This window comes from Vibrio sp. QJM3NY_39 (genome assembly GCF_057785895.1).
The window spans coordinates 1,339,618-1,363,397 of the sequence record NZ_CM173505.1; the positions used below are offsets into that span (position 1 = coordinate 1,339,618).

The 23,780-nt window shown below is 44.0% G+C and carries 21 protein-coding genes; 12 read left to right on the forward strand and 9 right to left on the reverse strand.

All coding sequences use genetic code 11. The features are described from left to right. Window positions 1–162 precede the first annotated feature (162 nt). Window positions 163–1,401 carry a CinA family nicotinamide mononucleotide deamidase-related protein gene (locus AC3CHU_RS06085; protein ID WP_171309114.1) on the forward strand — a complete coding sequence of 413 codons (1,239 nt, stop codon included), beginning with the start codon at window positions 163–165 and terminating at the stop codon, window positions 1,399–1,401. A 147-nt stretch (window positions 1,402–1,548) separates the two neighbouring features. Here AC3CHU_RS06085 and AC3CHU_RS06090 read toward each other — a convergent pair whose 3' ends face one another. Genes AC3CHU_RS06090 through AC3CHU_RS06100 form a run of 3 tightly spaced genes read right to left on the reverse strand, consistent with a single transcriptional unit; the run spans window position 1,549 to window position 5,466 of the window. Continuing rightward, a complete protein-coding gene (locus AC3CHU_RS06090; RefSeq protein WP_054547350.1) occupies window positions 1,549–2,394 on the reverse strand; it encodes a dimethyl sulfoxide reductase anchor subunit family protein in 846 nt (281 codons plus the stop codon). A 1-nt stretch (window position 2,395) separates the two neighbouring features. Continuing rightward, window positions 2,396–3,016 carry a DMSO/selenate family reductase complex B subunit gene (locus AC3CHU_RS06095; protein ID WP_004733360.1) on the reverse strand — a complete coding sequence of 207 codons (621 nt, stop codon included), beginning with the start codon at window positions 3,014–3,016 and terminating at the stop codon, window positions 2,396–2,398. An 11-nt stretch (window positions 3,017–3,027) separates the two neighbouring features. After that, on the reverse strand, window positions 3,028–5,466 hold the full coding sequence (locus AC3CHU_RS06100; protein ID WP_171330959.1) for a DmsA/YnfE/YnfF family dimethyl sulfoxide reductase: 2,439 nt from the start codon (window positions 5,464–5,466) through the stop codon (window positions 3,028–3,030). A 198-nt stretch (window positions 5,467–5,664) separates the two neighbouring features. Here AC3CHU_RS06100 and AC3CHU_RS06105 point away from each other — a divergent pair, with 198 nt between their 5' ends. Both AC3CHU_RS06105 and napF read left to right on the forward strand, forming a co-directional pair. Continuing rightward, entirely contained in the window at window positions 5,665–6,231 is a 567-nt protein-coding gene (locus AC3CHU_RS06105) for a molecular chaperone TorD family protein (RefSeq protein WP_488525243.1), read from the forward strand. Further along, the gene (gene napF, locus AC3CHU_RS06110; protein WP_054547353.1) at window positions 6,231–6,743 is read left to right on the forward strand and encodes a ferredoxin-type protein NapF; all 513 of its coding nucleotides are present in this window, start codon (window positions 6,231–6,233) and stop codon (window positions 6,741–6,743) included. The genes AC3CHU_RS06105 and napF overlap by 1 nt, the downstream gene beginning before the upstream one ends. 192 nt (window positions 6,744–6,935) lie before the next feature. Here the strand turns inward: napF and yfaE are convergent, their stop codons facing one another. The 4 genes from yfaE to ubiG all read right to left on the reverse strand — a co-directional run bounded on the left by yfaE (window position 6,936) and on the right by ubiG (window position 11,983). After that, a complete protein-coding gene (gene yfaE / locus AC3CHU_RS06115) occupies window positions 6,936–7,214 on the reverse strand; it encodes a class I ribonucleotide reductase maintenance protein YfaE (protein ID WP_017078714.1) in 279 nt (92 codons plus the stop codon). Then, window positions 7,214–8,347, reverse strand: coding sequence for a class Ia ribonucleoside-diphosphate reductase subunit beta (gene nrdB, locus AC3CHU_RS06120; protein WP_004733365.1), 1,134 nt, complete (start codon window positions 8,345–8,347; stop codon window positions 7,214–7,216). Before nrdB ends, yfaE begins: the two co-directional genes overlap by 1 nt. Before the next feature lie 101 nt (window positions 8,348–8,448). Then, window positions 8,449–10,731 (reverse strand): class 1a ribonucleoside-diphosphate reductase subunit alpha, encoded by a 2,283-nt coding sequence (gene nrdA, locus AC3CHU_RS06125; protein ID WP_108176287.1) that lies wholly within the window; start codon window positions 10,729–10,731, stop codon window positions 8,449–8,451. 508 nt (window positions 10,732–11,239) lie between these two features. After that, entirely contained in the window at window positions 11,240–11,983 is a 744-nt protein-coding gene (gene ubiG / locus AC3CHU_RS06130) for a bifunctional 2-polyprenyl-6-hydroxyphenol methylase/3-demethylubiquinol 3-O-methyltransferase UbiG (RefSeq protein ID WP_017078713.1), read from the reverse strand. A 258-nt stretch (window positions 11,984–12,241) separates the two neighbouring features. On the opposite strand from ubiG, the gene gyrA reads away from it, so the two are divergent. Beyond that, the gene (gyrA, locus tag AC3CHU_RS06135; RefSeq protein WP_004733368.1) at window positions 12,242–14,929 is read left to right on the forward strand and encodes a DNA topoisomerase (ATP-hydrolyzing) subunit A; all 2,688 of its coding nucleotides are present in this window, start codon (window positions 12,242–12,244) and stop codon (window positions 14,927–14,929) included. 200 nt (window positions 14,930–15,129) lie between these two features. Further along, complete coding sequence (locus tag AC3CHU_RS06140) at window positions 15,130–15,759, forward strand: TPR domain-containing protein (RefSeq protein ID WP_372244022.1); 630 nt, start codon at window positions 15,130–15,132, stop codon at window positions 15,757–15,759. Window positions 15,760–15,802: 43 nt separating this feature from the next. Here AC3CHU_RS06140 and AC3CHU_RS06145 read toward each other — a convergent pair whose 3' ends face one another. Together AC3CHU_RS06145 and nrfA are read right to left on the reverse strand one after the other, a co-directional pair. Next, complete coding sequence (locus tag AC3CHU_RS06145) at window positions 15,803–16,147, reverse strand: rhodanese-like domain-containing protein (protein ID WP_102540736.1); 345 nt, start codon at window positions 16,145–16,147, stop codon at window positions 15,803–15,805. A gap of 125 nt (window positions 16,148–16,272) precedes the next feature. Next, entirely contained in the window at window positions 16,273–17,703 is a 1,431-nt protein-coding gene (nrfA, locus tag AC3CHU_RS06150; RefSeq protein WP_017091593.1) for an ammonia-forming nitrite reductase cytochrome c552 subunit, read from the reverse strand. Window positions 17,704–18,184: 481 nt separating this feature from the next. On the opposite strand from nrfA, the gene nrfB reads away from it, so the two are divergent. The 7 genes from nrfB (at window position 18,185) to AC3CHU_RS06185 (ending at window position 23,729) form a co-directional block, all read left to right on the forward strand. Beyond that, on the forward strand, window positions 18,185–18,769 hold the full coding sequence (gene nrfB / locus AC3CHU_RS06155; RefSeq protein WP_372244023.1) for a cytochrome c nitrite reductase pentaheme subunit: 585 nt from the start codon (window positions 18,185–18,187) through the stop codon (window positions 18,767–18,769). Window positions 18,770–18,772: 3 nt separating this feature from the next. Continuing rightward, complete coding sequence (gene nrfC, locus AC3CHU_RS06160; protein ID WP_016797526.1) at window positions 18,773–19,459, forward strand: cytochrome c nitrite reductase Fe-S protein; 687 nt, start codon at window positions 18,773–18,775, stop codon at window positions 19,457–19,459. 2 nt (window positions 19,460–19,461) lie between these two features. Then, window positions 19,462–20,436 carry a cytochrome c nitrite reductase subunit NrfD gene (nrfD, locus tag AC3CHU_RS06165; protein WP_029222016.1) on the forward strand — a complete coding sequence of 325 codons (975 nt, stop codon included), beginning with the start codon at window positions 19,462–19,464 and terminating at the stop codon, window positions 20,434–20,436. Window positions 20,437–20,568: 132 nt separating this feature from the next. After that, window positions 20,569–22,491: a heme lyase CcmF/NrfE family subunit gene (locus AC3CHU_RS06170; RefSeq protein ID WP_488525244.1), complete on the forward strand. Its 1,923-nt coding sequence runs from the start codon at window positions 20,569–20,571 to the stop codon at window positions 22,489–22,491. Then, window positions 22,472–23,026 carry a DsbE family thiol:disulfide interchange protein gene (locus AC3CHU_RS06175; RefSeq protein ID WP_171330945.1) on the forward strand — a complete coding sequence of 185 codons (555 nt, stop codon included), beginning with the start codon at window positions 22,472–22,474 and terminating at the stop codon, window positions 23,024–23,026. Before AC3CHU_RS06170 ends, AC3CHU_RS06175 begins: the two co-directional genes overlap by 20 nt. Continuing rightward, window positions 23,023–23,463 carry a heme lyase NrfEFG subunit NrfF gene (gene nrfF, locus AC3CHU_RS06180; protein WP_054547360.1) on the forward strand — a complete coding sequence of 147 codons (441 nt, stop codon included), beginning with the start codon at window positions 23,023–23,025 and terminating at the stop codon, window positions 23,461–23,463. Before AC3CHU_RS06175 ends, nrfF begins: the two co-directional genes overlap by 4 nt. 89 nt (window positions 23,464–23,552) lie before the next feature. After that, complete coding sequence (locus tag AC3CHU_RS06185; RefSeq protein WP_017063565.1) at window positions 23,553–23,729, forward strand: hypothetical protein; 177 nt, start codon at window positions 23,553–23,555, stop codon at window positions 23,727–23,729. Window positions 23,730–23,780: the final 51 nt, after the last annotated feature.

The following is a 23,780-nucleotide window of genomic DNA, read 5'->3' on the forward strand; positions in this document are numbered from 1 at the left end:
ATTAAATGCCTGATTTAGGGAACTAATAATTTATTGCTTTTCCTAAGAAAACCTTAGATTTAACATTATTAATATTTGTGAAAAGGTGAAATGTCTCAAACTCAACCATAGACCAGTTTGTAAATAATGCAGTGTCTTTTTATGACTACAAAGGATAGAAATATGACGAAAATCGCAATGTTAAGCACTGGTGAAGAAGTTCTTCATGGGGACATTGTAGACACAAACGCAGCTTGGATGTCTGCTGAGTTTTATCAGCACGGTTTTGCCCTAGCGAAACGTTCGACTGTGGGTGACCAAATGAATGCTCTAGTTGAAGAACTGTTGATGCTGAGTTTTAACTATGATGTGGTTATCGTTAATGGTGGTTTAGGACCGACAACTGATGATATGAGTGCGGCTGCGGCTGCGACGGCTTCAGAGCAGAAACTCGTCATGTTCCCTGAATGGCTAACTCGTATGGAAGAGATGTTTTCTGGACGTGGTATGCCGATGCCGGACAGCAACCTTAAACAAGCTTTGTTGCCAGCGAGTTCAGAGATTGTCGATAACCCTGTGGGCACGGCTTGCGGCTTCAAACTGAAAATCAACGATGCGACTTTCTATTTCACTCCGGGTGTACCGAGTGAATTCAAACGCATGGTGACGTTTGAGATTATTCCTGATTTGTCGCGTACTTACCCTCAAGTGGTTGCCTCTGAATGCAGTCGACTGTTTACGTTTGGTTTGTCTGAGTCGGGTATCTCGGATGTGTTAGATCAGCTTAAGCTTCCTGCCGGCTATGAACTTGGCTACCGTTCTTATCTGCCGTTCATTGAGGTCAAACTGTTTGGTCCTAAGGCAGACTTAGAAACTCGCGTTAAGTTGCTGCAAATGGTTTACAAGCTGCTAGAAAGTAATGTCGTCAGTGTTGATGAGCCTATGGTTGATCATATTGGCCACATAATGGCTGAGAAAAAGAAGACGTTATCTGTGTCTGAAGTGTCGACCAAAGGCGCATTGTCAGCGTGGCTGCAATTGAATGAGCAGGTTGAAGATTGCTTCGGGCATTCGTGGGTGATGGCTGAGCCAAAAGAGAGTGAACTTGAGAAGAGCGATCCATTAGCTGCAACCTTTGCTCTGGCTGGCGCAACAAGAGAGAAGTGCGGTACTGAGCTAGCTTTGGTGACTGGCAAGTTAGAAGGCAACACATTCAGCGTTGCATTGTCGACCGAAGCGGGAGAATGGGGTCAGGTGCTTGAATTTTATCGTCAATACTCACGCGAAGACCAACGTAACGTGATTAAGACCGTTGCTGCCGATATGCTGAGAAGGCATTTAGACAACAAACCGATGTTTGGTACTTACTCTTCGGTTAAGCGATTGAAAGACATGTTTATTCCAGCGGCTATTATTAAGTAAGTATTTAGGCGAGCTAACCAAGTCTGTACTAAAAACGCGAGAAAAAACGAAATAAAAAGGCCCAACATCTAAATAGGTGTTGGGCCTTTAGTTTATCTAGCCTTCTAGATAACCAAACAAGCAGCTATGTTTACACGTAATGCGTGATTACAAACCGCTTGTCATATGTAGACTATAGAATAAACCACGGCCGATTAACTCTGAAGCCAAGAACAATACTAGTGCTAAGCCAAGGTTTACTGGGTTCACTTTTGCTTTGTTCAGCATAGGTAGAATCCAAATCAACAAGCTTGCCATTAGCAGTGCCACTTGAAGAATCACATAGTTACCTAAACCATCGACTAACTCAGACGCTTTTGCCGCTGAAGTTTGGATGTCACCGATTAGGTTCAGTTTTCCTACTGTCACAAGCAAGCTGATAGCAACTGCGATAACAGCCAGCATGGTGATGTTACGGTCAACCGTAAAGCGGCTGTCATTTGCGAATACAATCACAAACTGAGACAGCAGCAAGCCGCCCACAACCATCGTCATGATGAAGCTCAGTGGTGTGTAGATGTTGTCCCACGTCGGTACTGTGTTGATCATGTATACGTTGATCATCGCGTACATAAAGATAACACCCAGCACCATAGCGCCGACCATCAGTGCTTTCTGGATAGCAACGCCACCTTTCTTAACCACAGACAGTAGCCATTGCAGGCCGCCGACAGCGAAGAATGCCGCACCGAAGAACACTTCGTTAGACAACCAAGCTGAGCCTAATTGGTTAAAGGCATTAAACGCGCGCAGTGGAGAACCTAGGTGCGTTGTCGAGAACATAAACCCAAGACCCATTAATGCCCACAGAATGAACATTGGAACCTTGTAGCTGTTTAGTTTCTCTTCGTCATGACCAAGTACCAGTGCACGAGCACCAATCAGTAAGTAACCACCAACCGCAGTTTGCGCCAGCACCGTAAAGAAGATTAAAGACCACTCATGAAAAATCATCTTACACCTCCTTCGGGTTTGCTAGGTGACCACTGGTATCGCCAGTCGGCTTCGCGTTTTTGTTCAGCTTAATCACGATGTTCGGTAGCGTTTCTGTTGAAGATGGCAGTGGAGCCACATCCGCACCAGAGCCGTACTTCTCGCGAAGTGTATTGATTTCGCCAAACTCCAATGCACGAAGTGGGCAAGACTCAACACAGATAGGCTGTTTGCCTTCAGAAACTCGTTGGTAACAACCATCGCATTTCGTCATGTGACCTTTCTTAGCATTGTATTGTGGTGCGCCGTAAGGACACGCATTGCTACAGTGCTGGCAACCAATACATACGCTCTCATCAACCACAACCAAACCGTCTTCATCACGTTTGTGCATAGCGCCCGAAGGACACACTTTCACACACGCTGGGTTAGTACAGTGGTTACAAGCGATAGATAGGTAGTAAGAAAAGACATCTTTCTGAACCCAAGTATCACCATCTTGAGTGAAGCCACCACCTGCGTATTCGTATACGCGACGGTAGTTCGTTTTGATGTCTAGATCGTTATAATCTTTACAAGCAAGCTGACAGGTTTTACAACCCGTGCATTTACTTGAATCAATGTAAAAGCCGTATTGTTTCATTCCAACCTACCTTATGCTTTGTTTAGCGCTTTGATTTGAACTAGGTTTGTATGCTGAGGGTTACCCTTAGCAAGTGGGCTCGGGCGCTGAGTCGTCAGCACGTTGATGGAGCCTGCATGGTCGATCTTCTGACCATCTGGTGCGTACCATGCACCTTCGCCTAGTGCGACAACTCGAGGAAGAATCCTAGGTGTCACTTTCGCTGGAATATGAACTTCGCCACGGTCATTGAAAATACTCACCATATCGCCATTTTTAATACCGCGCTCTTGAGCATCAATCGGGTTGATCCATAACTCTTGCGGTGCTGCTGCTTTGATTTCTGCAACGTTGCCGTAAGTCGAGTGAGTACGAGCCTTGTAGTGGAAACCAGTTAGCTGAAGTGGGTACTTCTCTGCTAGTGGGTCGTTGTGACCTTCAAAAGAGTCCGCGTAAACGGGAAGTGGGTGAATTACTTCGTCTTCTTTCAGTTTCCAAGTCTTCGCGATATCAGCCAGTTGCTCTGAGTAGATCTCGATCTTGCCGCTTGGTGTTGTCAGTGGGTTCGCTTCAGGATCTTTGCGGAAATCTTCGTAAGCGATGTAGTGGTGGTCATAGCTACGTTTGTAGATACCCAGCTCTTTCATCTCTTCGAAGGTTGGCAGTGTTGGATCGTTCTTACGAGTTTCAGCGTAAAGATGCTCAATCCATTGCTCTTGTGTACGACCTTCAGTGAACTCTTTTTCGACGCCCATGCGCTTCGCTAATTGAGAACACATTTCATAGATAGATTTCGCTTCGAACTGAGGCTCGATCGCTTTCTGCGCGTAGATGAAGTAAGGCATATTCGCTGCTTTACCATCCATACACCAGTCGTCTTGCTCAGACGTTGTTAAGTCTGGCAGGATGATATCGGCGTATTTCGCTGAAGAAGTCATATGGTTATCAACCACAACAATCATTTCACACGCACTTTCATCTTGAAGAATCGCGTGAGTCTTGTTGATGTCTGAGTGTTGGTTAATGATGCAGTTACCTGCGTAGTTCCAGATCATTTTGATTGGGTTCTTAAGGCGCTCTGCACCGCGAACACCGTCAGTGATGTCGGTCATTTCATGGTGACGGTAAATCGCGTCTGTCCACATGAACATTGAAATTGAAGTTTCAACTGGGTTTGGCACAGTAGGGAAGCGAACAAACGGAATGTTGATGTCACTTTCACGAGCGCCTGTTGAACCGCCAGACACACCCACAGAACCGGTTAGTAATGACAGCATTGCGATTGCACGACACGCTAGCTCACCATTCGCAGTGCGCTGTAAGCCCCAGCCTTGGTGAATCGCACATGGTTTCGCCGTGCCCATCTCGCGACCAAGCTTGACGATAGTATCAACGGGAATACCGGTGATCTTAGAAGCCCATTCTGGTGTCTTCTCTACGCCATCTTCACCTAAACCTAGGATGTAAGATTTGTAGTCGCTGTTTTTAGGCGCCGATGCAGGCAGAGTTTTCTCGTCGTAACCGACACAGTATTTGTCTAGGAACGGTTGATCGACAAGGTCTTCAGTGATCATTACGTGTGCAAGACCCGCTACCAATGCAGCATCTGTAGAAGGACGAATTGGGATCCATTGATCTTCACGGCCACCGGCAGTATCGGTGTAGCGAGGGTCGATGATAATCGTTCTTGCGTTCGATTTGTTTTTGCTTTCTACATAGTGGTGGATCAGACCGCCGCCAGACATGCGTGTCTCGGCAGGGTTGTTACCAAATTGGATGTTAAGCTTGGTGTTCTCTAGGTCAGAGAAAGAGTTGTTGTTTGCCCAACCACCGTAGGTGTAGCTCAAGCCTTTCGCGATTTGCGCTGTTGAGTAGTCACCGTAATGGTTTAGATAACCACCACTTAGGTTCATTAGACGAGCAATCAGCGTTTGTGCTGGTGGCCAAGACTTAGTTACTGTACCGCCAAGTGTACCTGTCCCGTAGTTTAGGTAGATGGTGTCGTTACCGTAGTCTTTGATAAGGCGTTGCATGGTGCCAGCAACTTCATCGTAAGCTTCTTCCCAGCTAATACGTTTGAATTTACCTTCACCACGTTTACCCACACGTTTCATCGGGTATTTCAGGCGATCTGGGTTGTAAACACGGCGGCGCATAGAGCGACCACGTAGACAAGCACGAACTTGGTGATGACCGTATTCGTCAGTACCAGTGTTGTCGGTTTCTACGTATTTGATTTCACCGTTTTGCACATGCATACGTAATGGGCAGCGAGAGCCACAGTTTACAGTACATGCACTCCATACGATTTTCTCATCCACACTCTCAGCAACCGCAGCCGCTACTGGTTTGGATTTGAAAGGTAAAGCGATACCGCCCGCGAGTGCGGCTGCGCTACCTACCGCAGAAGAAGCTTTCATGAAGCCTCTTCGAGTAAGATTCATTACCCCAGATTCTTTCTTATTCGTCATTCTAAGATGCCTATTGTTATTGATGACTAGCACTTTATAGGTAGTTTAGTCTCTGTGTTTTTATTTCTAATTATTGATTGATTGGCATCAAATAAGATCGGAATTAAAATATTATGAATCGAATGTATAAAACAGATCAAAGAATCCAATCGTATTATTTATATAATTGTCGTTAAACCAATTACGGTATAAATAAGAATGATTATTGATACGCATAAATTGCTCGGTTCATTATTTTATCAAGCAACTAATAAAGAACAGTTAATAGATATTGTTCAGGCCTTAGTAGAGAGCCAAGTTTTATCAGAAGATTGTTTACTGGCACTCCAAAACGAACAGGAAGATGCGCTCGCTGCAGAGTTTAGTCGACTGTTTGAAGGCGTTGGCGACATGCCAGCACCGCCTTGGGGCTCTGTTTATCTCGATAAAGACCGTATTGTGTTTGGCGCATCGACTGTGGAATATCGACAGTTTTTAGAATTGAATCATATTGAGTTAGATACAGGCTTAAGAGAGCCAGAAGACCAATTTGGTTTAATGCTACTCGCACATGCGTATTTGTTAGAAAATAATAATATTGATTTATCTCGTGAATTATTAGAGTCTCATTTATTAACTTGGTCATCAGTTTATTTAGAGAGATTTAATTCAGCATCAGAGTTATCTTTTTATAAGAAGCTATCAAGTGATGTAATATATTGGCTTGAGCAATTAACATCTGAATATAATTTAAACATTGCTACTAAAAAGTTATATATCGATTAATGCCTGAACAAATAAATTCAAATAGGCGTGGTTTCTTAACTCGACTTTCTAAACCGGTTAAAGCCGCCGCGAATTATGAAGAGAAGTCACAACGCTCGTATGCAAGGCCGCCAAAAGCGGTCGATGAGGTGCTGTTTGAGCGTCTTTGCGACGGTTGTGGGCTATGTGAGCATACGTGTCCGAATAGTGTCATAGAGATGCTAGAGGGCAGTGCGCTGCTGAATTTGGATTACAACAGTTGTTCTATGTGTAACAAGTGCAGTGAAGTGTGTCCGACTGGCGCGCTTCATCCAACGGTCACGCCTTATATTGACTTGAAGCCTAGCTTTGCTGATAGCTGTAACAATTACATGCAAATGGATTGTAATGCGTGCCAAACCGCTTGTTCAGCAAGTGCGATTCAAATCGAAGCAGGGGAGTTGCCTACGGTGGACAAAGATAAGTGTAACGGCTGCGGAGAGTGCCGAAGCGCTTGTTACATCGGCTCAGTGACTTTGAACCTTATTCAGTAGTAAACGTCTGATTTGGCTTTGTGGCAGCGAGTTAGCAGAAAGGCTTTGGTTGAGTGAGAGGCAAGTCGTCTCAGATACCTAAAGACATAAATAGAAAAGGGTCCGCATTCCTAGAGGAAGCGGACCCTTTTTAGTTCTTATATTCTTTAAATAAAAAGAACTTAAAGAAAAAATGCGTTAAAGAAAAACAGTCTATGCACGTTTCTGTTTACTTCGATGAAGAACGTTACTCAGCGATAACTCAGTTTTTGCTTTGCAGATGCATGGCAAAATTTCATTGGCTTGTGTGTAAGCCATAGCAAAACCAACGTACTCGACTTCACCAGAATCCAACGTACAGCGGCAAGCGCCACAGTGGCCATCTCGGCAGTTGTATTCTGGCTCTAACCCTGCTTGTTCCATTGTTTCCAATAGAGTATTTGAAGGGTTAGATTCAATAGAAGTCAGCTTGTTGATTTTGATTGTTGGCATTACAGCTCAAACCCTTCAAAGTCGTCAGCTTTTACTTCGTTGTCGATTTGGCCAACTAGGTAAGAACTGATTTCAGCTTCTTGTGGAGCAACTTGAACGTTATCTGAAGACAACCAAGCGTTGATCCATGGAATTGGGTTCGACGTTGCTTCTGGGTAAGCAGTACCTAGACCAACAGCCTGCATACGGATGTTAGTGATGTACTCAACGTATTGGCAAAGAATATCTTTGTTTAGACCAATCATAGAACCATCTTTGAATAGGTATTCTGCCCATTCTTTTTCTTGCTCAGCTGCTTCTTTGAATAGGTCGAAACACTCTTGCTTACACTCTTCAGCGATCTGCATGAATTCGAAGTCATCTTGGCCATTACGTAGCAAGTTGATCATGTGCTGTGTACCAGTAAGGTGAAGTGCTTCATCACGAGCGATTAGCTTGATGATCTTCGCGTTACCTTCCATTAACTCACGCTCAGCGAATGCGAATGAACATGCGAAACTTACGTAGAAACGAATCGCTTCCAGTGCATTTACAGACATTAGACATACGTAAAGTTTCTTCTTCAGGTCGTGAAGTGAAATCTTAACGTCTTCGCCGTTGATGTTGTGGTTGCCTTCACCGTAGCGGTGGTAGTCAGCCGTCAGCTTGATCAAATCATCGTAGTAAAACGCGATGTCTTTCGCACGTTTCAGGATCTCTTCGTTCTCAACGATATCGTCGAATACTACGCCTGGATCATTCACGATGTTTCGGATGATGTGCGTGTATGAACGAGAGTGAATCGTTTCAGAGAATGACCAAGTCTCAATCCAAGTTTCAACTTCTGGCAGTGATACCAAAGGAAGTAGGGCAACGTTAGGGCTGCGGCCTTGGATAGAATCTAGAAGCGTTTGGTACTTCAGGTTAGAGATGAAGATGTGCTTTTCATGCTCAGGAAGCTTGTTGTAGTCGATACGGTCGCTAGACACGTCTACTTCTTCTGGACGCCAGAAGAAAGAAAGCTGCTTTTCGATCAACTTTTCGAAGATTTCGAATTTCTGTTGGTCGTAACGTGCAACGTTTACCGACTGACCCAAGAACATTGGTTCTTTTAGTTGGTCATTTTTTTGTTGAGAAAAAGTACTGTAAGCCATAAATGCCTCAAATCCTTTAAAGACCCGCAATAAAACGGACCCTGTTAATGCTTTAAACCCAGAGAAGATAACTTCTCTGGGGTCTTAATGTTTATTGCGGTTTAGATCTTACAACCGCCGCCTTCACAATCTTCTTCCGGCACTTGAACTGCATCGCCTTGGTCGTCTTTAGCACCATCACGAGTGTTATGGTAGTAAAGCGTCTTAACACCGTACTTGTACGCTGTTAGCAAGTCTTTAAGCAGCTGCTTCATTGGTACCTTACCGCTGTCGTAAACACTTGGATCATAGTTAGTGTTTGCAGAGATAGCTTGGTCAACGAATTTTTGCATGATACCCACTAAGTGCAGGTAACCATCGTTAGTACCAATGTTCCAAAGTAGCTCGTAGTTCTCTTTAAGATTTAGGAAATCTGGAACAACTTGCTTCAGGATGCCGTCTTTCGACGCTTTAACTGATACATAACCACGTGGTGGCTCGATACCGTTAGTCGCGTTCGAGATTTGAGACGAAGTCTCAGAAGGCATAAGCGCTGTCAGTGTAGAGTTACGTAGGCCGTGCTCCATGATCTCTTCACGTAGCGTGTCCCAATCGTAGTGCAGTGGCTCTTCACATACTAAGTCGATATCTTTTTTGTAAGTATCGATTGGTAGTAGGCCTTTCGCGTAGTTGGTCTCGTGGAAAGATGGGCAACGGCCTTGCTCTTTCGCTAGTTCAACAGACGCTTTTAGCAAGTGGTATTGAATTGCTTCAAAAGTACGGTGAGTCAGGCCATTTGCGCTGCCATCAGAGTACTTAACACCATTCTTCGCTAGGTAGTATGCGTAGTTGATTACACCCACACCTAGAGTACGACGGTTCATTGTCGACTTACGTGCTGCTGGAAGCGGGTAGTCTTGGTAATCAAGTAGTGCATCTAGAGCACGAACAACCAGTTCAGAAAGTTCAGCCAGATCGTCTAGCTCGTTGATTGCGCCTAGGTTGAACGCAGAAAGCGTACATAGTGCAATCTCACCTTCGTCATCTTCTACGTTAGAAAGCGGCTTAGTTGGTAGCGCGATTTCTAAACATAGGTTCGATTGACGAACAGGGGCTACTTCAGAATCAAACGGGCTGTGTGTATTACAGTGGTCAACGTTCTGAATGTAGATACGACCAGTAGAAGCACGCTCTTGCATTAGCAGAGAGAATAGCTCAACGGCTTTAACCGTTTCACGCTTCACTGAAGGATCGTTTTCGTACTTCACGTAAAGTGCTTCAAAACGCTCTTGGTTTTCGAAGAACGCGTCGTAAAGGCCAGGTACGTCTGAAGGAGAGAACAGGCTGATGTTGCCACCTTGAACTAGGCGAGAGTACATAAGCTTGTTCAGCTGTACGCCGTAATCCATGTGACGAACACGGTTCTCTTCAACGCCGCGGTTGTTTTTCAGTACTAATAGAGACTGAACTTCACCGTGCCATAGTGGGTAGAACACTGTTGCTGCGCCGCCACGAACACCACCTTGAGAACAACATTTTACTGCTGTTTGGAAGTATTTGTAGAAAGGGATACAGCCAGTGTGGAACGCTTCACCATTACGGATTTCAGAACCAAGCGCACGGATACGACCTGCGTTGATACCAATACCAGCACGTTGAGATACGTAACGAACAATAGAGCTTGCTGTTGCGTTGATAGAATCAAGGCTGTCACCACACTCAATCAGTACACATGAACTGAATTGACGAGTAGGCGTACGTACACCAGACATAATTGGTGTAGGTAGAGAAATCTTAAACGTAGACGATGCGTCGTAAAAACGTTTGATGTAGTCAAGACGAGTCGATTTCGGGTATTTACCGAATAAACACGCAGCAACTAAAATGTAAAGGAACTGAGCACTCTCGTAGATTTCTTTTGTTACACGGTTCTGCACGAAGTATTTACCTTCAAGCTGCTTAACCGCCGCGTAAGAAAAGTTTAAGTCACGCTTGTGGTCGATGTACGCGTCAAGCTCTTCGAACTCAGCTTTCGTGTAGTCTTCCATTAGGTGGCTATCGTATTTACCCATATCAACCAGTTTTGCAACGTGGTCATAAAGTGCAGGCGGCTCGTATTCACCGTACGCTTTTTTACGTAGATGGAACACTGACAGACGTGCTGCTAGATATTGGTAATCAGGAGTCTCTTCAGAGATTAAATCCGCTGCTGACTTGATGATTGTCTCATGAATGTCAGTCGTGGTAATGCCATCGTAAAACTGAATGTGAGCTTTCAATTCTACTTGTGATACAGAAACATTGTGCAAGCCTTCAGCTGCCCATGTGATCACGCGATGGATTTTCTCTAAATCGATCGTTTCTTTGCGCCCGTTACGCTTGGTAACAGTAAGTTGTTGGTTCATTCTGCTTAATTTCCCTAACAAAACTGAACAAGGCCGTGTTTTTGTGTATTTCTGTGTAATTTTTGTAAATTACGTTTCGGCTTTGTGATCTTGGTCTACCCATATATTGTAGTTCAAACACAACATATAGGGGTCATTTGTTTGTTGGGTTACAAGATAGTGCTACAACTGATATTTTTCAAGGTAAAGAAATGGGGTTGCTTGTGGATAAGTGGTGGATTGAAAAAAAACTGTAAGTGACCACTAACTGATGACGTTAGACGTGACTTGATTGTACAAAAGTCGCCTTTTAAGGATGCTTTATTTTTGCACGCCCATAAAAAAAAATCCCTTGATCTTTGGGCAAAATAGGCAATGGATTTTGGACGATTAAATTTAAATCGAGGTGGTCAAAATGGAAGCTAGCGCACGAAATTTAGACTGAAAAAAGTCGCAAACTTATGGTAATTGCAACTCTTTTCATTCGTCTTTTTTACAAAATATTTTACGGTAGGGCTACCGATATTTTTTAGCCCAAGTTTTGAGTGTGAACGATGTAGTTCACATCGACTTTTTGGCCTAAACGGTAGGTGTTCGTTAACGGGTTATAGTGCAGTCCTGTAATCCCTAGTTCTTGAAGCGGAGTGTTATCAACCATTTTGATAAGCTCAGCAGGGCGAATGAACTTTTCGTGGTCGTGAGTACCTTCTGGCACTATCTTAAGTAACTTCTCTGCACCAACAATAGCGAACAGGTAAGACTTAAAGTTACGGTTCAATGTTGAGAAGAACACATGGCCGCCCGGTTTCACTAATTTTGAACAAGCCGAGATAACTGATTGTGGGTCAGGAACGTGCTCTAGCATTTCCATGCACGTCACCACATCGTAAGTGTGTGGGTTTTGCTCTGCATGGTCTTCAATGGTGCTTTGGATGTAATCGAGCTTGGTGCCGGTTTCTAATGCGTGCAGACGAGCGACTTCGAGCGGTTCTTTACCCATATCTAGTCCGGTGACTACCGCACCCTCTACAGCCATGCTTTCAGCCAGAATACCGCCGCCGCAGCCAACATCGAGAACTTTCTTACCAAAAAGGCCTTCGGTTTTCTCTAGCACGTAATTTAAGCGCAACGGATTGATTTGATGTAGTGGCTTAAACTCGCCTTCTAGATCCCACCAGCGCGACGCCATGTCTTCGAATTTTTTGATTTCTGCTGGGTCTACGTTCTGTGATTTAGTCATAATCGGCATTTCCAAGTTAAATAATGCATCCATGAAATTGCAGGCATTATAACTTGCCTTTTCCTGCTGACCAGAAGATCTACAATTTTGCTAGTTTATTGGGTGTAAAGTGACCATGTTTCAGCAAGATATGACGCTGAGGTGCAATTTCTCATCAATAGATTGGCTACAAGGGTCACAAGATGGTAAAAGGAGAGGGAAAGTGATGCCTCCGTAGGTAAATTTGTGTTATATTTTTCGGTCTTATACGTATTCAAAAATACGATCTGACTATAGAGGGAAAATGGCTCTATGAGCGATCTAGCGAAAGAGATCACGCCCGTAAATATTGAAGATGAGCTTAGAGGTTCATACCTAGACTACGCGATGTCCGTCATCGTTGGTCGTGCCCTTCCAGATGTGCGTGATGGCCTAAAACCAGTACACCGCCGCGTTTTGTTCGCGATGAATGTACTAGGTAATGATTGGAACAAAGCATATAAAAAGTCTGCTCGTGTAGTAGGCGATGTAATCGGTAAATATCACCCACACGGTGATAGTGCGGTATACGAGTCAATTGTTCGTATGGCTCAGCCGTTTTCACTACGCTATATGTTAGTCGATGGCCAAGGTAACTTTGGTTCGGTTGACGGCGATTCAGCTGCGGCAATGCGTTATACCGAAGTTCGTATGTCAAAAATAGCTGGTGAGCTATTAACGGATCTTGATAAAGATACGGTTGACTTCGTTCCTAACTATGATGGAACCGAGCAAATACCAGCAGTTTTACCAACAAAAATACCAAACCTATTGGTTAACGGTGCTTCTGGTATCGCAGTAGGTATGGCTACCAACATCCCGCCACATAACCTTGGCGAAGTTGTTGATGGCTGTTTAGCATTTATCAATAATGAAGACATCACTATTGATGAGCTAATGGACTACATCCCTGGTCCAGACTTCCCGACAGCAGCATTAATCAGTGGCCGTAAGGGCATTGTTGATGCATATAAGACTGGTCGTGGCAAAGTTTACATGCGCTCACGAGCGAACATTGAAATGGAAAAGAACGGTAAAGAAACAATTATCGTTACTGAAATTCCATATCAAGTGAACAAAGCTCGTCTGATCGAGAAGATTGCAGAACTTGTAAAAGACAAGAAAGTTGAAGGCATCAGTGCACTGCGTGACGAATCTGATAAAGATGGTATGCGTATTGTTATTGAATGTAAGCGTGATGCTGTCGGTGAAGTTGTACTAAACAACCTTTACTCACAGACTCAACTGCAAACAACTTTCGGCATCAACATGGTTGCTCTGAACAATGGCCAACCACAACTTTTCAACATTAAAGATATGTTGAAGTGTTTTGTTGATCACCGTCGTGAAGTTGTGACACGTCGTACTATCTTCGAATTGAAGAAAGCGCGCGACCGTGCACATATCTTGGAAGCTCTATCTTTAGCGCTTGCAAACATTGATGAAATCATTGAACTGATCAAGAACGCACCAACACCAGCAGAAGCTAAAGTTGGTCTAGTATCTCGTGGTTGGGATCTTGGTAACGTTGCATCAATGCTTGAACGTGCTGGTACTGATGCAGCTCGTCCAGATTGGCTTGAAGACCAATACGGTATCCGTGATGGTCAATACTTCCTAACGGAAACTCAAGCGCAAGCTATTCTAGAACTTCGTCTTCACCGCCTAACAGGCCTTGAGCACGAGAAGATTCTAGACGAATACAAAGCACTTCTAGAAGAGATCGCTGAGCTAATGCATATTCTTGCAAGCACTGAGCGTTTGATGGAAGTGATCCGTGAAGAACTTGAAGCGGTACGTGATATCTATGGCGACGAGCGTCGTACAGAAATCACAGCAGCGGTTCATGACATCGACATGGAAGAGCTAATTGCTCAAGAAGACGTGGTAGTAACGCTTTCTAACGCAGGTTACGTTAAGTACCAAATCCTAAGCGACTACGAAGCTCAGCGTCGTGGTGGTAAAGGTAAGAGTGCAACTAAGATGAAAGATGAGGATTACATTGAGCGTCTGCTTGTTGCTAATACTCACGATAACATCTTATGTTTCTCTACTCGTGGTAAAACGTACCGCCTGAAAGTTTACCAATTGCCGCAAGCGAGCCGTACAGCTCGTGGTAAGCCTATCGTTAACATTCTTCCTCTAGAAGAAGGTGAGCGTATTACGGCTATCCTGCCTGTTTCTGAATTCTCAAACGAGAAATTCATCTTCATGGCAACAGGCGACGGTACAGTTAAGAAGACATCACTGGATCAATTCGCAAACGTACGTGCTAACGGCCTAATCGCAGTTAACCTACGTGACGATGATTCACTGATTGGCGTTGATATTACTGATGGTAATAGCGACATCATGCTGTTCTCTAAATCGGGCAAAGTTGTTCGCTTTAACGAGGACAAAGTACGTCCAATGGGTCGTACTGCCTCTGGTGTTCGTGGTATGAAGCTCCCAGAAGACGATCAAGTGGTTTCACTGATTGTTCCTTCAAACGAAGGCGATATCCTAACTGTGACTCAAAACGGTTACGGTAAGCGTACTGAGCTGGCTGAATACCCAACGAAAGGCCGTGCAACGCAAGGTGTAGTGTCTATCAAAGTCTCTGATCGTAATGGCCCAGTAGTTGGTGCTGTTCAGGTTGAAGAAGGCGATGAAATGATGATGATCACCGACGCAGGTACACTAGTACGTACTCGCGTAGCGGAAGTAAGCCAAGTTGGTCGTAACACTCAAGGTGTAACACTGATTCGTACTGCTGAAGACGAGAATGTTGTAGGTCTACAACGTATCGACGAAGTAGAAGAAGCTGAGATTGTTGAAGGCGAAGAAACTGAAGAAGCAAATGCTGACGCAGTAAACGCAGAAACAGTTAATGCAGAAGGAACGGTCGTTTCTGAATCAAGTGAAGAGCAAGCATCAGATGCTTCTGACTCTGAAAGTGATAGCGAGCAAGACACTGAGTAATCTCGATTACGTTAAGTAATTTAGCTTACCAATGAAAAAACCGAGCCTAAGTGCTCGGTTTTTTATTGCCTGCTATGTGTGGATCTTGCTCTGACTTTATCGTTGAACTGTGATCGTCAAAATATCGATAGCTAAACCTTGATCAATATAGCGAGGAGATGAAAACGATAGAGTAGAGGGGAATAAAAAAGGAGTGTGAAATGGATATCTGGTTGTTGGTTGCGTTGGTACTAATGAGTCTGTTTTTGATCGCGGTCGTTATTGCCGCGAGCAACAATGGCAGCCATCTAAAAGGCAATGTGGTGATTTCTCTTACTGCAGTGGCTTTGAGCGTGCTGGTCTGGTCTCAACTGAAACAAGAGTTACCTCAACTTCCTTTGGATGATAGCAATAACTACACGGCGACAGATTTCGAAGATGAGCTTCAACAAAGCCTCAAACAAGACCCGAATCAATCCGACTTGTGGTTTAAGCTTGGTGGTGTGTACATGCAGAGAGGGGAGTTCGATGCGGCATTCACTTGCTACGACTATGCGATTCGATTAGACCCTCAAGCACCTTCTGGCCTCTATGCAGCCAAAGCAACGGCACTTTACTATCTTAGTTCTCAAGCTATGAGCGATGACGTGAATGCGTTATTGGATCACTCAATGCAGCTTGATCCCAATGATCGTACGGCATTGATGCTGATTGCGACCGATCACTTCATCAGCATGCGCTATCAACAAGCGATCGATGCGTGGACTCAAATCTTAGATTCCAATCAGAAGGGCATTGATCGTGTCTCTATTATCCATTCGATCAATCAAGCCAAACAGATGATCCGCTAGGCTGCTCTTCCTGATTAGCCTCTAAAGTCATTAATCTCTCAAGCTATTGGCTTTCTTGCATTTCGATTAATCCACCTGCGTTATGGATTTGAGTAAACCCTTGAGCACGCAAGAACTGATAAGCTTGCCCTGAACGATTGCCACTGCGGCAATACAACACGATGGGTTGGTCTTTATCTATCTTAGCAAAGTGAGTAGCCACTTCAGAAAGAGGGTAGTTGATGGCGTTATCTAGATGCCCTTGTTCGAACTCTGCAGGTGTTCTGACATCAACGACTAATGCACCTTTCTCTATTAATTCCCACCCTGTCTCAGCACGCTCAGATGCGTGAACGCTTGAACTGAGTAGAGCAATACATAATGCCGAAAGCGAAAGTAAGATTTTCATTGTTTATTCCTTGAATTGGCGAGCGGATCGGGGATGCGATATTGATGTGTATTCCCCAAAACCTAAAAAACCAGCCACACAACAATAGTGTGACTGGTTTTTACTTAATGGTCTAATTGAAGAAACTAGTATTCGTAGTTGGCTTCACGCTTTTCAGCTTGCTCTTCCCATTTAGGAACAACCGTGTCTAAGAAGTGTTGTTTCTCAGCGTTCATCTTATCCATGTCCATTCCAAGCGCTTTTTGAGCCGCTTCTTTTGTCGAGATATCTGGAATTTCGATTGGATCGGTGATGCCTTTCTTCGCCAGTAGACGAACAATCTTAGTTCGAGCATCCGCTGCGCGGTCAACGGCAGTACCTAGCACTTCTAGAGCGATTTCAGGTGCATGCATATGAATGCCGTGAGACGCAATCGCGTAGTCCCAACGCCATTGAGCGTGACGGATATCCAGTAGGATCGGCTCCATCTCTTGCTCTGTCGCACCCGCTTCCCATGCTGCGCCTGCTTCAAAGTGAGCAGCAACGATTTGTTTCTCTGCTGTCAGCTTCATGTTTAGTACTTGCGCTTTACGGCTTGATACGATGTTACGCATGGTTTCTTTCGATTGAGTGTGACAGTTTGCACACGTATCTTCGAAGCGGTCGAATGGGTTACCCACTTTATGGTCGGTATAAACGGTGCCATCTTCTTTGGTCACTTTCGGCATATGACAGTCAGCACAAACGACTTTGTTCTTACCGTGGATGCCTTCGCGCCATGTTTCGAAACCTGGGTGCTGTGCTTTCAGCATGGGTGCTTTCGATACTTTATGCGTCCAATCTTTAAAGTTGATTGCATCATAGTAACGTTCCATGTCGCCAACGGTTGTACCTTGGTCCCAAGGGAATTTCACACCTTTGGTTGGCCCTGTGAAGTAGTATTCCACGTGGCACTGAGCACAAACAGAAGCTTGTTGGTCTAAGCGGCTTTGTTCATCAAACTTTTTACCAATCGTTTCAAATGCACGTTCAACGTAAGGACGAGTCACCTTAAGTGCTGGTTCACCATTTTTAAAGCCTTCGCTTTTGGTATCGTGACAGTCTGAACAGCCAATAGGGTTAATGATCTCGTTGCCAAGACGCGCCCATTTACCTTCGAAGTAACCATCTTCGCCACGTTCTTCAATAACACGTGCTACGTCTGGGCTCTTACAGCTCCAACATGCCATTGGCATTGGGCCTGAGCTTTCGTCTGTTGGGCCGCCAGTACGAAGCGTTTGTCGTACATCGTCAATCGCATAAAAGTGACCACGTGCCTTGTTGTAATCTTTTGCGAAGCCGTAGCCAGCCCACATGATAACCATGTTGGGATCTTCTTTTAGTGCGTCTTCAATAACTTCGCTTTCTGAAGTCTGTCTCCATGAATGATATTGATCTGGGTGGTTTTGCTCGAACTGGTCGTTACGAGGATCGCCAATTTCTTTTTGTTCAGACGCAGCAAAACTGGTCGCGCTTGCTAGTGATGCGCTAACCATTAATAGTGCTGTGACCGAATTACGTATCCAATGCTTTTTCACAGTGATATCTCCAATATACTGATTCTTATACCAAGCGTTGTGAGTTTGCTATTCAAATTAAGAACTGGAGAATTCCTGTTTATATTAATTCATAAACAAACACATTTTGTTACGTGTTGGATATAGCTTGTCTTAGATCAATTAATGGTAGTGACTTCAATCACGTTGAAGTTTATATACCCCTAAAGGGGTATTGGTGGGCAGTGTTATTAAAATTTAATTGAGAATTATTATCATATATAACAATCAATTACCTAAATTGACCATGGTATAAATAGGGTGATTGCGTTCACAGATTAACCCATCTAAATTTCGTATTACCTAATTAGAGGTATATTCTAACTGTAGAAAGCGTTGTGGCTTATCCAAAATAAGAATTGATATCATTTAAGCGGTAATAATATCGTTTAAGGGTACTTTTGTTTAACCGGAATATTATTTAGTTGAGAGTTAAATAATGCCGGTATAAGGAAAGGATAAAATGGGCAATATTAAATTGGCCATAGTCATAATGCTTAAATCCCTTCTAGCATTCTGCCTCTATGGTTATTCCATTCATGCTGTTGCTGAGCCTGCTGTTACGCCAGTAGGAGAATCAACAAGACATGAAGTAGAATTAATCCGCGACAAAGACTACAAGTGTGTTCAATGCCATAAAGATTCAAAAGAAACGGTATTGGGTTCACATGGTGAAAGTGCACACGCTTTGCTTGGCCGCGAAGTAAATTGTACCGACTGTCATAGTTCTATTAGCCCCGATCACCGTGAAGGTGCGCCTGAAGTGGTGAAGTATCGCGAGGCTCAATCACAACCGGGAACTGAAAAGGTTTTCCTAGACCCTCGCTTAATTTTAGATGCCAATAGCCAATGTATCGATTGTCACAAGCCTGATGATCTGCGTGAAGCGAGTTGGACTCACGATGTTCACGCGCAAAACTTAACGTGTTCAAACTGCCATGATGTTCATGCGACTGAAGCAAAGGTGTTGGGCTTAGATAAGAAGCAAACCATCAAGCTGTGTGTGGATTGCCATTCAGACTTCAACCAGAAGAAAGAAGAGGAGTAATCTATGAGCTGCTCAAGAAGAAACTTTTTAGCAGGCGCTGGTGCCGTTATTTTTACCACAGGTGTAGCGGGAACTGCGGCAGTAACAAGTCGCAAGACGCTAGCCAATGTTCAAGAAGATGGCACTAAACGTTATGGAATGATTCATGACGAAACCGCTTGTATTGGTTGTACCGCCTGTACTGAAGCATGTCGTGAAGTAAACAAAGTACCTGAAGGTGTATCGCGCTTAGAAATTATTAAGAGTGAGCCCCAAGGCGAATATCCCAATGTTGATTACCGTTTTACTCGTAACTCTTGCCAACATTGTGATAACGCACCTTGTGTGATGGTTTGCCCAACAGGCGCGGCCTACAAAGATGAAAAAACCGGCATTGTCGACGTTCATCAAGAGAAGTGTGTCGGTTGTGGTTATTGTCTATTGGCTTGCCCATATCAAGTGCGCTTTTTCCATCCAGAGAACAAGTCCGCAGATAAATGTAACTTCTGTCGTGATACCAATCTAGCACAAGGGAAGTTGCCTGCTTGTGTCGAATCTTGCCCGACCAATGCGCTGGTCTTTGGCGATCTAAATGACCCTAAGAGTGAGATAAACCAGGTGCTTCAATCTGAGGTGGTTTACAGAGATAAAGCTTATCTAGGTACTCAACCAAAGCTCTATAAAGTGCCACACCAAAAAGGGGAGATTTGATTATGAGTGCATGGGACGCAGCTTTTCAGTCTGGTACGGTGGTATGGGACTGGATTATAGCAATCTATCTATTTCTCGCGGGGATGTCGGCCGGTGCCGTAATGATCTCCATTTATCTAAAACGTAAGGTCATTGAAGGCGACCCTGCTCATAATGGTGTGTTAAAGGCCACGGCTTTTCTTGCGCCATTTGGGATCATTTCAGGTCTGCTTATCTTGGTTTTCCACCTGACAAAACCGTTATCCTTTTGGAAGATCATGATCTTCTATAATCCAACGTCTGTGATGTCGATGGGGGTGATCTTATTCCAAGTATATATGGTGATCTTATTCCTTTGGATCGGCATTATATTTAGGGATCAAATAGTCGTGTTCTTGAATGATCAAGCATGGTTAAAAGGGCGACTTGATTTTGTCGGTAATTGGATTGGCAAATTAGAAGTGTTTGAGAATGCTCTGGAAATATTCTTAGCTGTTCTTGCTCTGATGCTTGCCGCTTATACCGGATTCTTGCTTTCAGCTTTAAATACCTTCCCACTATTGAATAACCCAGTGCTGCCGATTTTGTTCTTATTCTCGAGCTTATCTTCGGGAGCGGCGGCGTGTATTTTATTTGGTGTGCTGGTCTTTAAAGAATCACCTCATAGCCCGACTATTTCATGGATCCACGGATTTGAACGCCCGGTAGTGATGTTTGAATTGTTTGTTCTTATTACTTTCTTTACTGGGCTTATCTTCGCTGGTGGTCAAAGTGAACAAGCAGTATGGAACGCAATTGGCAGTGGCTTCTGGGCAAGTTGGTTCTGGTATGGTGTCATCGGTGTCGGTATGGTTTTACCGTTGCTGCTGAATGCCGTTACACCAACCTCAATCCGCCATAGCTCGGTGTATATTTTCTCCGTGACTTCGCTAAGCCTAATGGGCGTATTGATGCTGCGAACTTTTGTTCTTTATGCAGGGCAGTTAACGATAGCTTAATTTTGCTCAAGTTAATGAGTAAGTAGATGTTGGATACTGGGCATCTGCTTACTTGGTTTCTGTTTATTGGAACAGTATAAGCGAACAATTGTTTAACTTGGCTCTGCTCAAGCGGAGCCTTATTGAGGTGATATGGTCGGTTCTTTGGGGCTGTTTAGTTTAGTGTTGGTTGCTGTACTCAGTAGCATTATTGGTGTGCATTCGTTTTATCAAATGCTAAACAAACGGACGCAAAATATAGGTTTAATCCGCAGTTTCTCTCTTTCAAGTGCGCTGTTTTCTCTCACTTCTGTCGCATTGCTTGGCTACGCTTTTGTCAGTGATGACTTCTCTATCCTCTATGTCGCTGAACATTCAAATACTCAATTACCCTCATTTTTTAAGCTCGCAGCCGTATGGGCAGGCCATGAAGGTTCCTTGTTATTTTGGGTGCTGACGATCAGCGTCTGGTCTGGCGTGATCGCCTTACAAAAACACTATTCGAATGAATACCAAAGCCGAGTGCTGTGGGTGATGAACCTACTGCTCGCGATATTTGCTTGGTTCACGTTATTCGCATCAAATCCGTTTGAAATGAACTCGATCTTGCCGCTAGAAGGGCGTGACCTTAATCCAATGTTGCAAGATGTCGGTCTGATCTTTCACCCGCCATTACTTTACCTTGGCTATGTCGGCTTTTCTGTGGTGCTGGCATTTGCAGTTGCCGCTTTGCTGGTTGATCCAATTGAATTTGATTGGGTTGCTCATTGTCGCAGTTGGTGTCTAGTCGCTTGGATCTTTTTAACTGCAGGGATCATTCTTGGCTCTTGGTGGGCGTATTACGAATTAGGCTGGGGCGGCTGGTGGTTCTGGGATCCTGTTGAAAATGCAAGCTTGTTGCCGTGGCTTACTTCAACGGCTTTACTGCACAGCTTAGGCGTTGCCAAGGGCAAACAACAGCTCTTGAAATGGTCTCTCAGCCTTGCTTTCATTACGTTTTGTTTGAGTATCTTAGGCACCTTTATTGTTCGTTCTGGCGTATTAACGTCGGTGCATGCTTTTGCCGTTGACCCAACCAAAGGTATCGCACTGCTACTTATATTAGTATTGGTACTGGTGAGCTCATTTTCTCTGCTTATCATCAGAGGAGAGTCTTTTGAATCTAACCCGATTACTAGCTTCGCCAGTAAGAGCTTTTTAAGCCTAGTCGCGGTGCTCATTTTTGTCCTGGCGACCGCTGTTGTGGTGTTTGGTACGTTTTATCCAATGGTCTTTGAACTGCTTGGGTTGGGTAACATATCGGTAGGTGCGCCTTACTTTAATCTATTGATTGCACCTTTGGCTTTGCTTGCGTTGGCCGTCGTCGGCTTAGCCCCTTTGCTGAGTATTAAACCTCAAGCGACTAAAGGTGTTATTTCATCGCTAGCTGTGGCGTCATCGGTACTTGGTTATGCTTGTTATTCTTGGCAAGTAGAACAGGCGCAAGCACAAGTGATGGCTCTGATGACATGGTCACTCGCATTTTGGGTTTTACTCACTCATGTTTATGGCTTAGTGGTGACGCGAAGTTCCAAGTTCCAACGCAAAGTCTGGGTGATGACCTTTGCTCATGTCGGGGTTGCGGTGCTCGCCGTAGGCGCTGCAATGAATAGCTATCACTCGTTTGAGCGCAGCTATAAACTAAGCCCTGGCACACAAGTAGAGTTCATGGATTGGACGCTTTCTCATCGTGATACTGAGCTTTATGTCGCCTCAAATTTTACCGCAGAGAAGGCGATACTCAACCTAGATGCCGGTGATAAAAGCTTTACCATCGCGCCAGAAAGAAGACACTACCAAGTTCGAGTCATGAATATGAGTGAGCCTGCAATGAAGTGGTTCTGGCATGGCGATGTTTATATCACCATGGGCGAGAAAGTAGATTCCACCGCTTATGCATTTCGAGTGCAGTACAAGGCGTATGCACGCTGGATCTGGTTTGGTGGGTTGTTTTCCATTCTTGGCGCTTTACTCTCATTGACTCATCGTAAAAAGAAAACCGTTAAGGCGTCACAGTATGCATACCAGCGTTCGTAACAAGCTCATCACGTTAATTATCTTGGCATTAATGGTGGTGTTGGGTTTTGCCTTTGCGCTCAATAATAAACAGCAATCGACGATTGTGTCGGAGCAAAAAAGGGCATTTCCAGAATTCATATCTACTGCGTTAGCGAATAGTGAAGGCATCAGTAGTAAACAGGAAATTACGTTGGCTGATGTCACTCAACATCCTTACCAACTGGTCAATGTATGGGCTTCATGGTGCGGAATATGTAAAACCGAGCACGCTTTTTTACTCGAACTACAAAAGGAAGGTATTCCAATTGTTGGTCTAAATTATCGAGATAACCCCGGTGCTGCGCTTAATGTATTGTCCAACGACGGCAACCCGTACTCAACTGTGATCAGCGATCCTCAAGGGAAGTTGGCGTTAGAACTCGGTGTAATCGGTACTCCTGAGACGTATTTAGTCGATGCTGAAGGCCAAATAGTTAAGAAGTTACTAGGCGTGATTAATGAATCGGTTTGGCGCAAAGAACTTGCGATGTATTTTGATGGTGCGAATGGATGATGAAGCCTTTAATACAAGCACTCGTTATGCTGTCTACGCTTATGGTTATTAGTTTTCCGACTTTGGCAGAAGATCTGTTTACAGCCAGTAATAAGGACACGAGTATTCAAGTTGAACTGTTTGAGTTTGAAAACCCAGAACAGCAGCAGCGCGCTATTACATTGGCAAAAACCCTACGTTGCCCGCAATGCCAGAATCAAAACCTGATTGAGTCGAACTCTCCAATTGCAAAAGACTTACGCCTCGTTGTATTCAATATGGTGAAAGCAGGGAAGAGTAATAATGAAATTACTCAATATATGACGGAAAGGTTCGGTGAATTTGTGCTCTATAAACCAGCAATGAGTGTTTCAAACTTATTACTTTGGCTACTTCCGAGCGTATTATTCCTCTTATTTATATATCTATCAGTAAAAAGTGTTAGAAAGAGCTCATAAAAATTATGTATTACTGTTTACCAATTGACCTGTATTTTGTAACATTAAAGGATTATAAAGGCTAAGCACTGTTATATAAGGATGTATCTGTGGATAACGTAATCTCAAATTTAAAGAAAGAGTTCCATACTCATGTCCGATCTGACAAATGGGCAGAAAAATACAGTGCAAAGTCGAGCATTTCTACGCTTACTCAAGAAGAGTTAACCGAATTAGAGAACGCTTGGGTTCAGCTTGTCATCTGGAAGCAAACTCAAGTAAGTTGATCGTTCTGTAAAAAATCGTAGTCTTAGCCGCAACTGATTAATTTATAACCC

Bases quoted from the DNA above. Each gene is read 5' to 3' on its own strand.
- nrfD (WP_029222016.1), top strand. From the start codon at position 19,462: ATGAGTGCATGGGACGCAGCTTTTCAGTCTGGTACGGTGGTATGGGAC.
- nrdA (WP_108176287.1), bottom strand. From the start codon at position 10,731: ATGAACCAACAACTTACTGTTACCAAGCGTAACGGGCGCAAAGAAACG.
- yfaE (WP_017078714.1), bottom strand. From the start codon at position 7,214: ATGCCAACAATCAAAATCAACAAGCTGACTTCTATTGAATCTAACCCT.
- gyrA (WP_004733368.1), top strand. From the start codon at position 12,242: ATGAGCGATCTAGCGAAAGAGATCACGCCCGTAAATATTGAAGATGAG.
- nrfF (WP_054547360.1), top strand. From the start codon at position 23,023: ATGATGAAGCCTTTAATACAAGCACTCGTTATGCTGTCTACGCTTATG.
- nrfB (WP_372244023.1), top strand. From the start codon at position 18,185: ATGGGCAATATTAAATTGGCCATAGTCATAATGCTTAAATCCCTTCTA.
- AC3CHU_RS06175 (WP_171330945.1), top strand. From the start codon at position 22,472: ATGCATACCAGCGTTCGTAACAAGCTCATCACGTTAATTATCTTGGCA.
- AC3CHU_RS06105 (WP_488525243.1), top strand. From the start codon at position 5,665: ATGATTATTGATACGCATAAATTGCTCGGTTCATTATTTTATCAAGCA.
- AC3CHU_RS06100 (WP_171330959.1), bottom strand. From the start codon at position 5,466: ATGACGAATAAGAAAGAATCTGGGGTAATGAATCTTACTCGAAGAGGC.
- AC3CHU_RS06090 (WP_054547350.1), bottom strand. From the start codon at position 2,394: ATGATTTTTCATGAGTGGTCTTTAATCTTCTTTACGGTGCTGGCGCAA.
- nrdB (WP_004733365.1), bottom strand. From the start codon at position 8,347: ATGGCTTACAGTACTTTTTCTCAACAAAAAAATGACCAACTAAAAGAA.
- AC3CHU_RS06095 (WP_004733360.1), bottom strand. From the start codon at position 3,016: ATGAAACAATACGGCTTTTACATTGATTCAAGTAAATGCACGGGTTGT.
- AC3CHU_RS06170 (WP_488525244.1), top strand. From the start codon at position 20,569: ATGGTCGGTTCTTTGGGGCTGTTTAGTTTAGTGTTGGTTGCTGTACTC.
- AC3CHU_RS06145 (WP_102540736.1), bottom strand. From the start codon at position 16,147: ATGAAAATCTTACTTTCGCTTTCGGCATTATGTATTGCTCTACTCAGT.
- napF (WP_054547353.1), top strand. From the start codon at position 6,231: ATGCCTGAACAAATAAATTCAAATAGGCGTGGTTTCTTAACTCGACTT.
- AC3CHU_RS06085 (WP_171309114.1), top strand. From the start codon at position 163: ATGACGAAAATCGCAATGTTAAGCACTGGTGAAGAAGTTCTTCATGGG.
- AC3CHU_RS06140 (WP_372244022.1), top strand. From the start codon at position 15,130: ATGGATATCTGGTTGTTGGTTGCGTTGGTACTAATGAGTCTGTTTTTG.
- ubiG (WP_017078713.1), bottom strand. From the start codon at position 11,983: ATGGATGCATTATTTAACTTGGAAATGCCGATTATGACTAAATCACAG.
- nrfC (WP_016797526.1), top strand. From the start codon at position 18,773: ATGAGCTGCTCAAGAAGAAACTTTTTAGCAGGCGCTGGTGCCGTTATT.